The 14,463-nt window shown below is 61.0% G+C and carries 14 protein-coding genes; 9 read left to right on the top strand and 5 right to left on the bottom strand.

The annotated features are described in order from the left end of the window. Positions 1–81: 81 nt before the first annotated feature. The gene (locus ACEN8E_RS23915) at positions 82–963 is read right to left on the bottom strand and encodes a LysR substrate-binding domain-containing protein (RefSeq protein ID WP_495590116.1); all 882 of its coding nucleotides are present in this window, start codon (positions 961–963) and stop codon (positions 82–84) included. 159 nt (positions 964–1,122) lie between these two features. Here ACEN8E_RS23915 and ACEN8E_RS23910 point away from each other — a divergent pair, with 159 nt between their 5' ends. From ACEN8E_RS23910 to ACEN8E_RS23885, 6 genes are all read left to right on the top strand, one after another. Further along, positions 1,123–2,760, top strand: a complete 1,638-nt coding sequence (locus ACEN8E_RS23910; RefSeq protein WP_495590115.1) for a 5-guanidino-2-oxopentanoate decarboxylase — start codon at positions 1,123–1,125, stop codon at positions 2,758–2,760. Next, positions 2,757–4,205, top strand: a complete 1,449-nt coding sequence (locus ACEN8E_RS23905; RefSeq protein WP_495590114.1) for an aldehyde dehydrogenase family protein — start codon at positions 2,757–2,759, stop codon at positions 4,203–4,205. Before ACEN8E_RS23910 ends, ACEN8E_RS23905 begins: the two co-directional genes overlap by 4 nt. A 296-nt stretch (positions 4,206–4,501) precedes the next feature. After that, a complete protein-coding gene (locus tag ACEN8E_RS23900) occupies positions 4,502–5,605 on the top strand; it encodes an extracellular solute-binding protein (RefSeq protein WP_495590113.1) in 1,104 nt (367 codons plus the stop codon). A gap of 192 nt (positions 5,606–5,797) precedes the next feature. Continuing rightward, complete coding sequence (locus ACEN8E_RS23895) at positions 5,798–6,706, top strand: ABC transporter permease (RefSeq protein WP_429365733.1); 909 nt, start codon at positions 5,798–5,800, stop codon at positions 6,704–6,706. Next, entirely contained in the window at positions 6,703–7,551 is an 849-nt protein-coding gene (locus tag ACEN8E_RS23890) for an ABC transporter permease (protein ID WP_495590112.1), read from the top strand. Before ACEN8E_RS23895 ends, ACEN8E_RS23890 begins: the two co-directional genes overlap by 4 nt. A gap of 157 nt (positions 7,552–7,708) precedes the next feature. After that, positions 7,709–8,764: an ABC transporter ATP-binding protein gene (locus ACEN8E_RS23885; protein ID WP_495590111.1), complete on the top strand. Its 1,056-nt coding sequence runs from the start codon at positions 7,709–7,711 to the stop codon at positions 8,762–8,764. A gap of 131 nt (positions 8,765–8,895) precedes the next feature. Here ACEN8E_RS23885 and ACEN8E_RS23880 read toward each other — a convergent pair whose 3' ends face one another. Continuing rightward, positions 8,896–9,825 (bottom strand): AraC family transcriptional regulator, encoded by a 930-nt coding sequence (locus tag ACEN8E_RS23880; protein ID WP_495590110.1) that lies wholly within the window; start codon positions 9,823–9,825, stop codon positions 8,896–8,898. Between the two features lie 339 nt (positions 9,826–10,164). Between ACEN8E_RS23880 and ACEN8E_RS23875 the strand changes: the two genes are divergently transcribed. Together ACEN8E_RS23875 and ACEN8E_RS23870 are read left to right on the top strand one after the other, a co-directional pair. Continuing rightward, positions 10,165–10,518: a putative quinol monooxygenase gene (locus ACEN8E_RS23875; protein ID WP_495590109.1), complete on the top strand. Its 354-nt coding sequence runs from the start codon at positions 10,165–10,167 to the stop codon at positions 10,516–10,518. A 41-nt stretch (positions 10,519–10,559) separates the two neighbouring features. After that, positions 10,560–10,790, top strand: coding sequence for a hypothetical protein (locus ACEN8E_RS23870; protein WP_429365729.1), 231 nt, complete (start codon positions 10,560–10,562; stop codon positions 10,788–10,790). On the opposite strand, the gene ACEN8E_RS23865 is transcribed toward ACEN8E_RS23870, so the two are convergent. Then, positions 10,791–11,420, bottom strand: a complete 630-nt coding sequence (locus ACEN8E_RS23865) for a flavin reductase family protein (RefSeq protein ID WP_495590108.1) — start codon at positions 11,418–11,420, stop codon at positions 10,791–10,793. 227 nt (positions 11,421–11,647) lie between these two features. Next, entirely contained in the window at positions 11,648–11,839 is a 192-nt protein-coding gene (locus ACEN8E_RS23860; protein WP_495590107.1) for a hypothetical protein, read from the bottom strand. 335 nt (positions 11,840–12,174) lie between these two features. Here ACEN8E_RS23860 and ACEN8E_RS23855 point away from each other — a divergent pair, with 335 nt between their 5' ends. Beyond that, positions 12,175–12,930, top strand: a complete 756-nt coding sequence (locus ACEN8E_RS23855) for a COG4705 family protein (protein WP_429365726.1) — start codon at positions 12,175–12,177, stop codon at positions 12,928–12,930. 119 nt (positions 12,931–13,049) lie between these two features. Here the strand turns inward: ACEN8E_RS23855 and ACEN8E_RS23850 are convergent, their stop codons facing one another. Then, positions 13,050–14,369, bottom strand: a complete 1,320-nt coding sequence (locus tag ACEN8E_RS23850; protein WP_413425228.1) for an MFS transporter — start codon at positions 14,367–14,369, stop codon at positions 13,050–13,052. Positions 14,370–14,463: the final 94 nt, after the last annotated feature.

Genomic DNA, 14,463 nt, shown 5'->3' with positions numbered 1-14,463 from the left:
GCCAACGATAACGCTGGGAACCTGATACCCCGCGGAGTTCTCAGGTTCATCGCGAGTAAACTCGCTCCTACAGGGTATTGTTCAGCGGCTTTGCGCCTGCTCCACCAGCCAACCCATCAATTCACGCAACCTCGGCGAAGGCCCGGGTTTTTCGGGGAACACCAGGTAATACGCCAGCCCCGTTGTCACCTTCAATTCGAATGGCATGACCAGCCGCCCGGCGTTCAGGTCATCGCCGATCAGCGACCAGTCGCCAATCGCCACCCCCGTTCCCTGGGACGCCATCGACATCGCCAGGTCCAGTGTTTCGAAATGCTGGCCCTTGCCTACATTGCTCAACTGTACGTCCGCGGCTTTCAGCCAGGCCTTCCAGTCCCGTTCATCGCGGGTCGGGTGCAACAGCAGGTGTTGTTGCAGATCGGCCGGAGTCTGCAGGGGCATGGGGCCTTCGAGCATCGGCCTGGAACACACCGGCGTGAGTTGTTCATCGAAGAGTTTCTGCGACATCAATGAATCGTCCGGCGGCGGGCCGTACATCACCGCCGCATCGAACTGTTCGCGATGAAAATCCACGCCGTGCTTGACCGTGGTGGTCAGCTCCACCGGCACGTCCGGGCGCTCTCTTTGCCATTGCAACAGGCGCGGCAGCAACCAGCGCATGACGCAGGTCGGCGCCTTGAGTTGCAGGGTTTCGCGCTTTTTGCCGATCTGCTCCACCGCCTCGTCGATCAGGCCGAAAATCTGCTGCACCCGTGGCAGCCATTCCCGTCCTTCGGCGGTCAGGTCCAGGCCTCGCGCCTGACGGACGAACAGCTCATAACCCAGAAAATCTTCCAGCCCGGCGATCTGCCGACTCACCGCGCCCTGGGTGATAAACAGCTGTTCGGCAGCCCGGGTGAAATTGCAGCACTGCGCGGTAATCAGGAATGTGTGCAGCGCCGGCAGGGGAGGCAGTCGTTTCATTGGGATCCAAGGTATGACGTGAGGACATGGCTAGTATGACTTTTTATCCATTGTTGCGGCTACGTGTCGCCCGTTCCAATGAGGCCATTCCCGGGCCTGCGAATCCATCATAAACACAGCGCATGCCCGGCGTCTCAAACGAACAAGAAGGGCAAAGACATGGCGACGTGCGGCGAAGTATTGGTCAAGTTACTCGAAAACTACGGAGTCGAGCAGGTGTTCGGCATTCCGGGGGTTCATACCGTGGAGTTGTATCGCGGGCTGGCCCGTTCGAGCATCAACCACGTCACGCCGCGCCATGAACAGGGCGCCGGTTTCATGGCCGACGGCTACGCCCGCACCAGCGGCAAACCTGGCGTGTGCTTCATCATCACCGGCCCAGGCATGACCAACATCACCACCGCGATGGGCCAGGCCTACGCCGATTCGATCCCGATGCTGGTGATCTCCAGCGTGCAATCGCGCAGCCAGTTGGGCGGCGGTCGCGGCAAGCTGCATGAGCTGCCGAACCAGGGCGCATTGTGCGCTGGTGTCGCGGCATTCTCCCACACCCTGATGTCGGCGTCGGAATTACCAGGCGTGCTGGCTCGCGCCTTTGCCCTGTTCCAGGCCGGCCGCCCGCGTCCGGTACACATTGAGATTCCACTGGATGTGTTGGTTGAAGACGCTGACGACCTGCTCACCAGCCTGCCGGTCAACGTCGACCGCGCCGGTGCTTCGCCGAGCGCCGTGTCGCGCATGACCGATTTGCTGGCCGGCGCCAAGCGCCCGCTGATTCTCGCCGGCGGCGGTGCAATCGACGCGGCGGCCGAGCTGACCGAGCTGGCCGAGCTGCTGGACGCACCGGTAGCCCTGACCATCAATGCCAAGGGCATGCTCGCCTCCGGCCACCCGCTGCTGATCGGTTCGACCCAGAGCCTGGTCGCCACCCGTGCGCTGGTCGCCGAGGCCGATGTGGTATTGGCCATCGGCACCGAACTGGCCGAGACCGACTACGACGTGACCTTCGCCGGTGGCTTCGAGATTCCGGGCCAGTTGCTGCGCATCGACATCGACCCGGACCAGACTGTGCGCAACTACCCGCCGCACGTGGCCTTGGTCGCCGACTCGCGCAATGCCGCCCAGGCCTTGCTCAGCGCCTTGTCGCACAAATCCCTGGCCGAGCGCCGCAACGATTGGGGGCAAGTACGCGCCGCTCGTCTGCGTGAAGACCTGGCTGCTACCTGGGACGCACCGACCCTGGCCCAGACCCGTTTCCTGGAAACCGTGCTGCACGAGCTGCCGGACGCTGTGTTCGTCGGCGATTCGACCCAGCCGGTGTACACCGGCAACCTGACGTTCAATCCGGAGCGTCCGCGTCGCTGGTTCAACTCGTCCACCGGTTACGGCACCCTCGGTTATGCCTTGCCGGCGGCGATTGGCGCCTGGCTCGGCGGCAGCGCTGAAAGCGGCAGTCGCCCGCCGGTGGTATGCCTGATCGGCGACGGCGGCCTGCAATTCACCCTGCCGGAACTGGCCAGTGCCGTTGAAGCGCGTACCCCGGTGATCGTGCTGCTGTGGAATAACCAGGGCTACGAAGAGATCAAGAAGTACATGGTCAACCGCGCCATCGAGCCGGTCGGCGTGGATATCTACACCCCGGACTTTATTGGTGTGGCCAAGGCATTGGGTTGCGCGGCCGAAGCCGTCAGCAGTGTCGAGCAATTGCGCGGCGCATTGTGCGTGGCCACCGATCGCCAGGGCCCGACCCTGATTGAAATCGATCAGACCGAATGGATGAAGGCGGTGTCGAAATGAGTTTCCCGACTACCCTGGATGGCTTGTACATCAATGGCCAATGGTCGGCCGGCAATGAACACCTGCGCGTGATCAATCCGGCGACCGAAGCCCTGTTGACCACGGTGAACGGTGGTGATGAACACGCGGTCGATCAAGCCGTGAGCGCGGCGACCCAGGCGTTCGCCGTCTGGTCGAAAACTACGGGCGCCGAACGCGGCGCGATCCTGCGCAAAATCGCCGCGGGCGTGCAGGCCAATCGCGAAAAACTGATGCACCTGCAGTCGAGCAACAACGGCAAGCCGCAGTTCGAAGCCGCGATCGACGTCGATGACGTGATCGCCACGTTCGAGTATTACGCCGGTCTGGCCGAAGGCCTGGACGCGAAACAGGACAGCGCAGTAGAGCTGCCGAGCGATGACTTCAGCGCTCGGCTGCGTCGTGAACCCTGCGGTGTAGTTGGCCTGATCGTGCCGTGGAACTTCCCGATGGTCACCACCGCGTGGAAACTCGCCCCGGCCCTGGCCGCCGGTTGCTGCGTGGTGCTCAAGCCTTCGGAAGTGACGCCGCTGCCGGAACTGGAACTGGCGACGATTATTGCCCAGGCCGGCTTGCCTGCCGGTGTCTTCAACCTGGTGTGCGGCACCGGCCTGGCCGTTGGCGCTCCGCTGTCGGCTGACCCGCGCATCGCCAAGGTGTCGTTCACCGGCAGCAATGCGGTCGGCGTGCAGGTCATGCAGCGTGCGGCGGAAACCGTCAAGGGCGTGAGCCTGGAACTGGGCGGCAAATCTTCGCTGCTGGTGCTGGCCGATGCCGATATCGACCTGGCGGTGGAAGTGGCTTGCGGCGGTGGTTTCTTCAACGCCGGGCAAATGTGTTCCGCCACCAGCCGCGTGCTGGTCGCCAATGAGCTGGCCGACGAGTTTCTGACCCGCGTGAAGGCCCGTGCCGAAGCGATTCGCGTGGCCGACCCGTTCGACCCGAACGTGGAAATGGGCGCCCTGGTCAATCAGGCGCAGTACCAGCGCGTGCTCGGTCACATCGACCGTGGTTTGAGTGCCGGCGCCAAGCTGGTTTGCGGCGGCAATCGCCCGGCCGATCTGCCGCGCGGATATTTTTTGCAGCCGACAGTCTTCACCGAAGTGCCCCTCGACAGTGCGCTGTGGAATGAAGAGATTTTCGGCCCGGTGATCTGCGTACGCCGTTTCGCCTCTGAAGCCGAGGCGATTGCCCTGGCCAACGACAGCCAGTTTGGCCTGGTCGCCAGTGTGGTGACGCGCAATGCCGAGACCGCCGACCGCGTCGCCAACGCTTTGCAGGCGGGGCTTGTGTGGATCAACGCGCCGCAGGTGATCTTCCCGCAGACCGCCTGGGGCGGCTACAAGCAGAGCAGCATCGGCCGTGAATTGGGGCCGTGGGGCTTGCAGGCTTTCCAGGAAATCAAACACGTGATTCGGGCCGTCTGAAGGCCCTCTCCTGTAGGAGCGAGCCTGCTCGCGATGGACGTCAACGATAACGCGGGGAGTCAGACAGCCCGCGTCGTTCATGCATCATTCGCGAGCAAGCTCGCTCCTGCATGAGGCATGCGCTGACGTCATGGCTTCAATGAGTTTTTATCGATAGTCAGGTGTTTTACACGACCTCAGGATGAACTCGCCGGCTCAGCCAGGCCCCCGAAAACACAGGGGCTAAAGCTGATCCAGCCGCGCGGATGCAACAGTTTCGACCAGCCTCATACCTACAAAAACAAAGGGAGTCCGTAATGGGCGAGCATGATCTGAACAGACGTCAATTCATCAAGACCGTGGGCGTAGCCTCGGTTGCAGCAGCGGCCATGAGCATGCCGTTCATCAAGGCCAATGCCAGCGATACACGATTTGCCGGCAAGACCCTGCGTTTGCTGACCTGGTCCGATGACACCGGCCTGGCTGCGCTGCGCAACATCGCCGCGACTTTCGAAGACAAGTACGGCTGCAAGGTCATCGCTGACCGCACCGGCAGTACTTCGGAAATGGTCGCCAAGCTCAAGGCCGGTGGTGATCGTCCGCAATACGACATCATCACCCTGGCAGGCGTCGGCGCCGAAGGTCTGGCCGCCGCCAACCTGCTGGAAAAACCCGACCTCAACCGCATTCCCAACCTCGTCGATGTACCGGAGAAGTATCGCACCGGCGCCAATGGCCACGGTATCGGTTACCTGCTGTGGTGCAACAGCCTGGTCTACAGCACCCGTAGCCAGAAAGAAGCCCCGACCAGCTACGCGGCCCTGTGGGACCCGGAACTGGCCCCGAACATCTTCCTGCCGCCGCCGAACTGGACCGAGGCCATGGACCTGATCATCATCGCCGCCAAACTGGCCGGTGGTGACGAGCACAACATCGAACCGGGCTTCAAGAAGCTCGCCGAGCTGAAAGATCGCGTGGTGACACTGGGTGAGAACCCGAACCAGATCGCCGAGCTGTTCCGCACCGGCTCCCTGGACATGGGCGGTCTGTACGCTCCAGCGTTCTTCCCGAAACAGATCCGCGATCCGAACTATGGCCTGAGCGCTACATTCGGCATGAAGGAAGGTTTCTACACCGACCTGATGCAGTCGGTAATGCCGAAGAACCGTCCGGGCGACACCGACATGGCCTACGCCTTCATCAACCACTCTCTGGACCCACTGGTGCAGGGCAAGATGGCTGAAGACATCTACAACGGCCCGGTCAACGCCAAGGCGATCATCTCCGCCGAAGCACGCAAGAGCCCGTATATCCTCACGCCGGAGCAGATTGCCGAGAAGGCGATCATGCACGACAACGCCTTCCTGGCGACTGTGCATGACCAATGGATTCGTCGTTACACGGAAATCTTTTCTTCCTGATCGAGTGACGCGCCCAGGATCTTCAAGCACTGAAGATCCCCTGTGGGAGCGAGCCTGCTCGCGAATGCGTCAGCACATTCAGTATGGATGTGACTGACACACCGCTTTCGCGAGCAGGCTCGCTCCCACAAGGGGGATGTGTCTGGAGGCCTGGAGTTTGTCAGCTGCTTTCCATTGACGAGACCCTTTGCTATGGAACACCAACCTCTGACCCATCCGGTGAGTGCCGCCCCCGTGCGCGCTGCTCAGGGTGTTTCGCCAACGACGCGGGCCTGGCTTTTTCTCTCGCCGTCGATGCTGTTTCTTGGCGTACTGATTGCCGCCAGCCTGCTGGTACTGCGCATGAGCGTGGGCACCAAGGGCGCGGAATGGTCCGGCTTCAGCCTGGCCAGCTACGCCCAGTTGCTGGAACCCTATTACCTCAAATCGCTGATGCTGACCCTGCGCCTGGCGCTGATCAGCGCGGTGATCGCAGTGATTCTGGCGATCCCGGTGGCCTACACCATGTCGCGGCTGACCTCGCCGTTCGTGCGACGGATCTTCCTTGCGGCAGTGTTGCTGCCATTGCTGGTCAACTTGCTGCTGCAAAGCTACGGCTGGCTGGTGATCCTCGGTCCTGGCGGCATGCTCAACCAGACCCTGATGGGCCTGGGGCTGATCAAGCGCCCGATCATGCTGTTGTACAACCAGAACGGTGTATTGATGGGCCTGGTGCAAACCGCCTTCCCGCTGGCCGTGTTGCCGATTGCCAGCGCCATGCGCGGTGTCGCTCGCAGTTACGAAGAAGCTGCCGCCACTCTGGGTGCGAGTCGCTTGCAGGTGTTCCGCCAAGTGGTATTGCCGATGAGTCTGCCGGGGATCATTACCGGTGCGACCCTGGTGTTCGCCTACAACGCCAGCAGTTTCGTGGTGCCGCTGCTGCTCGGTGGCCGGCGCGTGCCGATGCTGGCGGTGATGGTGCACGACCAGATCGCCCCGCTGATGAACTGGCCCGCCGCATCGGCTGCCGGTGTGGTGCTGATCGTCACCACCCTGGCGATCATGACCCTGTCCGAATACATCACTGGCCGTCGTCGTCGCATGCTGGAGGCTTCGCAATGAGTACCCTGATCAAGAAGCGCCAGTCGCTGTTGCCGGGTGAAACCGGCAAGTTTGCCGGCATCCTCTCGGGCTTCATCCTGCTGTTGGCGGTGTTGCCGATCCTGACCATGATCGTGATGTCGTTCAGCGGCGCGTCGAACCTCGACTTCCCGCCGAGCAGCTACAGCCTGCAATGGTACAAAGCCGCCTGGCACACCTTTGTGTCGCCGGACGCCAGCGACGTCCTGAGCCTCGGCCAGGCCATGACCACCAGCCTGCTGGTGTCGTGCCTGACCATGGTCTTCGCCACGCTGATCGCGGTACCGGCGGCCTACGCGCTGACCCGTTGCGAGTTCCGCGGCAAGGCCGTGGCGCTGCAGCTGATGTCGTTGCCACTGGTGTTCCCGATGGTGGTGTTGGGCCTGGCATTGCTGCTGGTGTTCGACAGCCTGCCATTCCACATGACCACCTCGCGCCTGGTGATTGCCCACGTGATCCTCGCACTGCCGTTCGTGGTGAAGAACTGCACGGCGGCGATGCTCTCCATTGGCAGCGAAGTCGAAGAGGCCGCGCAGATGCTCGGTGCTTCACCGCTGCGGGCGATTGTCGATGTGGTGGTGCCGTTGATGAAGTCGGGAATCCTGGCGGGCATGCTGCTGGCGTTCATCGTCTCGTTCAACGAGTTCACCGTGACCTACTTCCTCTACACCATCGATGTGATGACCGTGCCGATCTGGATGTACAGCCGCACCGTGTCTTCGCTCGACCCAACCGTATTTTCGTTTGCCGTGCTGATCGTGCTGATCGACTTCGTCCTGATCTGGGCGCTGGAGAAGTTAGTCGGCGAAGGTGGCGTTTCGTTCTAGCTTCTGCCCGGAGGTGCCTGCGCTCGATCATGCTGCGTTAAAAGTCAGCTCAGAATGCTCATTGACTAAAGTCAACTCCGCTTCTTCGCAGACTTTTGCCTTGCCTGATCATCGCTCGGCGACCTCCAGACAGAACCTTATTTTTGAGGTGATTCTTATGTCTGGTCTGATTCTGGAAAACGTCGAGAAACATTACGGCTCGGCCTGCGCGGTAACGGATGTGAACCTGCATTTGCCCGAGGGCAAACTGGTGTGTTTCCTCGGCCCTTCGGGCTGTGGCAAAACCACGTTGCTGCGCATGATTGCCGGCCTTGAAACCCTGACCGGCGGCGAGATCCGCCTGGACGGTGAAGACATCGGCAACACCCCGGCGCACCTGCGCAACTTCGGCATGGTGTTCCAGTCCCTGGCTCTGTTCCCGCACATGACCGTGGGCGAGAACATCGCCTATCCGCTGAAACTGCGCGGGGTCAGCAAGGCCGATCAGCAGAAGCGGGTGGTGGAATTGCTGGAACTGATCCAGCTGCAACCGATGATCAATCGCCCTGTGGCCAAGCTGTCCGGTGGCCAGCGTCAGCGCGTGGCGATTGCCCGGGCGATTGCCTCGCACCCGAAAATCCTCTTGCTCGACGAACCGTTGTCGGCGCTGGACGCCAAGCTGCGCGAGTCGATGCAGGTGGAAATCCGTCAACTGCAACAACGCCTGAACATCACCACCATCATGGTGACCCACGACCAGCGCGAGGCCATGACCATGGCCGATATCGTGGTGGTGCTGGGTGAGCATCGGGTGCAGCAAGTGGGCACGCCGATTGAAATCTACCGGCACCCGGCCAACGAGTTCGTCGCCGATTTCATCGGCTCGGGCAACATCTTCCCGGCCACGGCGCTGGGCAACGGCAAGGTCAGCCTGCCAGGTGGCGATGCGCTGCAAGTGCCGATCTGTACCAGCATTGCGGCCGGGGAGAAGTTGAAGATGCTGATTCGCCCGGAAGACCTGCAACTGTCTGCACCGCAGGCAACCGCGGGCAACCGTTTGCTGGGCAAGGTGACGTTCGTGCGCGATATCGGCGCGACCATCGAGACCACGGTCGAGTGTTCCGGGGTGTCGTTTACCGCGCTGAGCACGCCGTGCCAGGGCTTCGGCCTGAGCATCGGGCATCCGGTGTCGGTGACGTTGCCGGCGGAGGCTTGCCGGGTACTCGGGGCCTGATCCGGATTTGATGTTGGCCTTGCTGGCCCTTTCGCGAGCAGGCTCGCTCCCACAATGGATTGGTGTACACAAGACCACTGTGGGAGCGAGCCTGCTCGCGAAGAGGCCGGTAAAGCCAGCACTAATCTCAGCTAAACACTCAGCCGCAACCGCGCCAGATCCCGCAAAGGCGGCGCACCGAACAGCCGGCTGTACTCCCGGCTGAACTGCGAAGGGCTTTCATAGCCGACGCGATACCCCGCCGCCGAAGCCTCCAACCCTTCGGCCAGCATCAGCCGCCGCGCTTCCTGCAGGCGAAGCTGCTTTTGATATTGCAATGGACTCATCGCCGTCATCGCCTTGAAGCGGTGATGCAAGGTCGACACGCTCAGGTTCACTTCTTTCGCCAGATCATCGATGCGCAACGGCTGCTCGAAATTGCCGTTGAGCCATTTGATCGCCTGGCTGATGCGATGGCTCTGACTGTTGGCGATGGCGATTTCGTACAGCCGATGCCCCTGTTTGCTGCGCAACAACCGATAGAGGATCTCCCGGCGAATCAGCGGCGCGAGCATGGCGATGTCTTTGGGCGTGTCCAGTAACCGGGCCAGACGCAGCACCGCATCAAGCATGGCGGTGTCGAGCCGTTCGACATACAGCCCGCGCCCGGTCGGCCGGGTGGGCACACCGAGGGGGCCGGCGTCGGCGATCAATGCAGTGATTTCCGCCGGGTCGATGTCCAGGCGCAAGGCCAGGATCGGTTCCTCGGCCGAGACATCCACCACCCGTCCACTCAGCGGCATCGAGACCGAGACCACCAGGTAGTTCAACGGGTCGTAGTTGAAGTACTCGTTGGCCAACTGAACTTCCTTGCGCCCCTGGGCCATGATGCACAGCGCCGGTTGCGCGAGCACCGGGGCGAACTCGTGGGACTGGCTGTGGCGTGACATGAACAGCGAGCCGATGGCCGTGGCATAACTGCCATCTTCGGCGGTGTTACGGCGAATGATCGCGGCCAGTTCTGCACGCTGCTTTTCCATGTCGGTGTCCAGCGGGGCTTGAAAGTGATCGAGCGACGACATGCGCGGCATCCTCGGCAAGGCAGGGTGGGAATGGGGCAAAGCATAAGTTTGTGCAAGTGACAGCGGTAGACACATCCTGCCGGATGCTTGCCTGATTCTGCCTGGGCTCGACCGGTGGTGTTAACACTAGAGCCTTGCGCCGGAAAAACTTGCTTGAAACTCGTATGGCAGAACCGTGACAGGGTTTTATCGCTTGTTACAGGCTTTCCATGCAGTTTCGCAGGATTGTGCAACGCGCCGGCAGGAATCGACTAACGAGACCGGCGTCGCGGCCCTTAACCTTTGATCCTGTCGCAGCCCGTCCCCCGGCTGCCACGCGACTCCCCGGGAGGGTTGAACATGTCCAAGCAGATCCCCGTCAGTCATATGGCCTTCGTTCGAGCGCGCGCCGGGCGCTCTGCGGAACTCGGTGTGCGCCTCAGTGCCCTGATCGAACCGTCCCGCGCAGCGCCAGGCTGCCTGAGCTTTGCCTTGCAGCATTCGCAGTGTGATCCGGATCTGTGGCTGGTGTTCGGTTTCTGGAGCAATCAACAGGCGATGACCGCGTACTTCAGCACGCCGGCGATGGAGGTTTTTGCCGAGCTGGTGCAGGACCTGGTGGTCAACAGTCTGGATTTCCACACCTTCAGGGATGTGTCGGCGGCACAGGCCCTCGGTCAGTCCGGCGCGGCGGTACACAAACTGGCCGGTTGAGGGTTTAATGACCGCATTCTCAACCAGCCAGGACTCGCGACATGGCACGTAAAGCCTTTGAACACTTTGAAGCTGTTTCCGCTGTAGTACCGGGCGAGGGTGGTTACCACGCCGCTATCGCCGTCAAAGCGCTGGGTGGTTCCGGCGCACCGCGTTTTCACAAAGTGCTGGAAGGCCAGGTCTTCAAGACCGCCCACGAGGCCGATGATGCGGCCGCCAAGGAGCTGACCCGCCTCAAGGACGTCAGAGAAAATACCGACCTGCTCTGGTGATCACTTCACCGCCCCCGGGCGGTACATCTTGAACAACGCCTCAGGCCCCAGCTGGAAATAATCCGCCGGCCCGCCGCCGCGCAGAATCGGTTCTGCCGCGGCGGTGTCGTATATCCCGTCCTTCAGCAGCCATTTGGCGATATGCACGGCGACCACTTCGCCGAGGATCAGCCAACTCGGCACCACATTGCCGTCCGCCCGTTGCAACTGAATGATCTGCGTGACCTTGCACTCGAACGACACCGGGCTTTCGGCCACTCGTGGCACCTGAATGACCTTCGAGGCAACGGGTGTCAGTCCGGCCAGTTCGAATTCGTTGACCAAAGGCCCGACCATGGCGCAGCTCTGGTTCATCTGCTCGGCCAGCGGCCGCGTGGCCAGGTTCCAGGCGAACTCACCGGTCTGTTCGATGTTGTTCAGGCTGTCTTTACGCCCGATGCTGGAAAAACCAATGATCGGCGGAACGTAGTTGAAGGCGGTGAAGAAGCTGTAGGGCGCCAGGTTCAGGCGGCCCTCGGCATCTTGTGAAGAGATCCAGCCGATGGGGCGTGGACCGACGATGGCGTTGAACGGATCGTGGGGCAGGCCGTGGCCGTTGGCGGGTTCGTAGAAGTGGATGTCATCGGGCATCGGGGAGAGTTTCCGGAGCGGGCGGGAGACGCTCATGGTGCAAGCACGCGCCGCAGATTTCCAGCCCGGTTTCTCCCTCTGTAGGAGCGAGCTTGCTCGCGATGGTCGTTAACGATTACGCGTGTTCCCTGGTTGAACGCGGCGCGCTTGAGTCCATCGTCGGATCGCCGCCCGGAGCAAACTCGCTCCTACAGGGGGGAGGCCGGGCTGTGAATCTCCCTCCACGATCAGCCGATACTTTCAGCCGTACCGGTTTTATCGAAACCGTCGGCAGCATAGGCGCCCGAGTGGCTACGTTCGATGGCGGCGCTGGCACCGGAACCGAAAGAGGCCGAACCGGTTTTGTCGTAGCCGTCGGCCGCGAAGGTATTGGCAGCCAGTACGGAAAGAACGAGGGCAAGGATCAGTTTGGTTTTCATGGCGGTAACTCCCGTTTCGTTGGCGTTTTGTGCAATAAAAACTGCGACGCCAGATAATTCGATTTAATTTCGCAAATACATCCTGATAGTGATCGATTAATTAGATGTTAAGGCCGTCAGGCTTTTTCGCTTTCAATGACGAGTGAGCACTTCGCAATGAATCGATCAGGCAATCAAAGGTTGGGCGGCGAGCATTAACGCGTGATTAATCGGCTCTTTTGCCGGCGTGACAGATTTTTCATAAAGCCCTTACCCATTTTTCACTGCTGCATCGCCAATCTGCGCGCCGGCCGAACCAAGATTCGGCCGTCATGACCATTGGAGTTCTACCCTCGATGAATAAACTTCCTCAAATCACCCTGGCGTTCTGGGTGATGAAAATCTGCGCGACGACCCTGGGGGAAACCGCGGGGGATCTGCTGTCGATGACCCTCAATGTCGGTTATGCCATCAGCTCGCTGATCCTGATCAGCGTGTTCGTACTGACATTGGTGACGCAACTGATGTCGAAAACCTACAAGCCAGTGCTGTACTGGATCGTGATTCTGTCGACCAGCACGGCCGGCACCACCATGTCGGACTTCATGGACCGCACCTTGGAGCTGGGTTATGCCACCGGTTCGATGATCCTGATTGCGATTCTGTTGGGGATCTTTGCGGCCTGGCGCCTGAGCGGCGATTCGCTGAACGTGACCAAGGTCCAGACGTTCCGTGGCGAGATGTTCTACTGGATGGCGATTCTGTTTTCCAACACCTTGGGTACGGCGCTGGGCGATTACCTGGCCGATGATTCGGGCTTGGGTTTTGCCGGCGGTGCGTTGCTGATCGGTTCGACCATCGCAGTGGTGGTGCTACTGAAGTACTTCACGAAAATTTCGTCGGTCGTGCTGTTCTGGGTGGCGTTCGTGCTGACGCGACCTTTCGGTGCAACCCTGGGCGACTTCCTGACCAAACCCCATGAAAAGGGTGGGCTGGACTTCGGCACCATCGGCTCGTCGCTGGTGTTGGCGGGGATTCTGGTGGTGATGATTGCCGGGGCTTCTGTTGCACAGAAAAAGTTTGGCAAGCCACAGGTTGCCGAGTTGACCTGATACCGAGGCGAGCCCATCGCGAGCAGGCTCGCTCCCACAGATATCGTGCAGACCTTGTGGGAGCGAGCCTGCTCGCGATGGGGCTCTATCAGTCACTATTGCAGTGACGGTCAATCCGATCAGTCAGTGACGATCCGCGAATGCTTGCGGGTGTCTTTCATGGTGACGTACACCAGCAACGACACGGCAATACACGCGGTGACATACCAGTAGTAACCGGTTTCCATGCCGATGCTCTTGAACCACAGCGCGATGTATTCGGCGGTGCCGCCGAAGATCGATACGGTCAGTGCGTACGGCAGGCCCACGCCCAGAGCGCGGATTTCGGTGGGGAACAGTTCTGCTTTCACCACGGCGTTGATCGAGGTGTAGCCGCTGACGATGATCAACGCCGCCATGATCAGGAAGAACGCGCCCCACCAGGTCGTAACGGTGTGCAGGGTGGTGAGGATCGGCACGGTGAACAGGGTTCCCAGGATGCCGAAGGCAATCAGGATCGGCCGGCGACCGATTTTATCCGACAGCCCGCCGATGACCGGTTGCAGGCACATGAACAGGAACAGTGTGGCGGCGGAAATGGTGGTGGAGTCGGAAATGCTCATGCCGACGGTGTTCACCAGGTATTTCTGCATGTACGTGGTGTAGGTGTAGAACGCCAGGGTACCGCCCATGGTCAGGCCGACCACGGTCATCAGTTCCTTGGGGTGACGCAGCAAGGTGCGCATCGCGCTTTCCTTGGCTTTTTCCTTCTTGGTGAACGACTCGGTCTCTTCCATGCCGCGACGCAGGTACAACGCAACCACGGCACACAGCGCGCCGATGGCGAACGGGATGCGCCAGCCCCAGGCATAGAGCTCTTCGGTGGTCAGCAGTTGTTGCAGCACGATCAGCACCGCCAGGGCGATGAGCTGGCCGGAAATCAGCGTCACGTACTGGAAGCTGGAGTAGAAGCCGCGACGCTCCTTGGTTGCCATCTCGCTGAGGTAAGTGGCGGAGGTGCCGTATTCGCCGCCCACCGACAGGCCTTGCAGCAAGCGTGCGAACACCAGCAGGATCGGCGCGCCGATGCCGATGACTTCGTAGCTCGGGCTCAAGGCGATCAGCAACGAGCCGAAGCACATCAGGTACACCGAGGCCATCAGGGCCTTTTTGCGCCCGACCTTGTCGGCATACAGACCCATCAGCCAGCCACCGATCGGACGCATCAGGAAGCCCACGGCGAAAATCGCGGCGGTGTTGAGCAGTTGGGCGGTGGTGTCGCCTTTGGGGAAGAAGGTCTTGGCGAAGTACAGGGAGAAGGCGGCGTAGACGTACCAGTCGTACCACTCGACCATGTTGCCGACAGAACCGCTGAAGATCGATTTGATGCGGCTGGAAGTGGTTCTTTCTTTGGCCGGCACGGCAGCCGACCCAAGCGGCAGGGAGTTGGAGTTATCCATTGAAGGATCCTTCATTTAATTGTTTTTGTGGAGCGCGATGAAACGCAGCCTGTCTGGGCTATAGCAGGAGCTGTGCCAACGGGGAGAGGGCCGG

The organism is Pseudomonas sp. Pseusp9 (genome assembly GCF_059491265.1).
The sequence above is the reverse complement of the archived record's forward strand: the minus strand, read 5'-3'. Positions and strand labels throughout refer to the sequence as shown.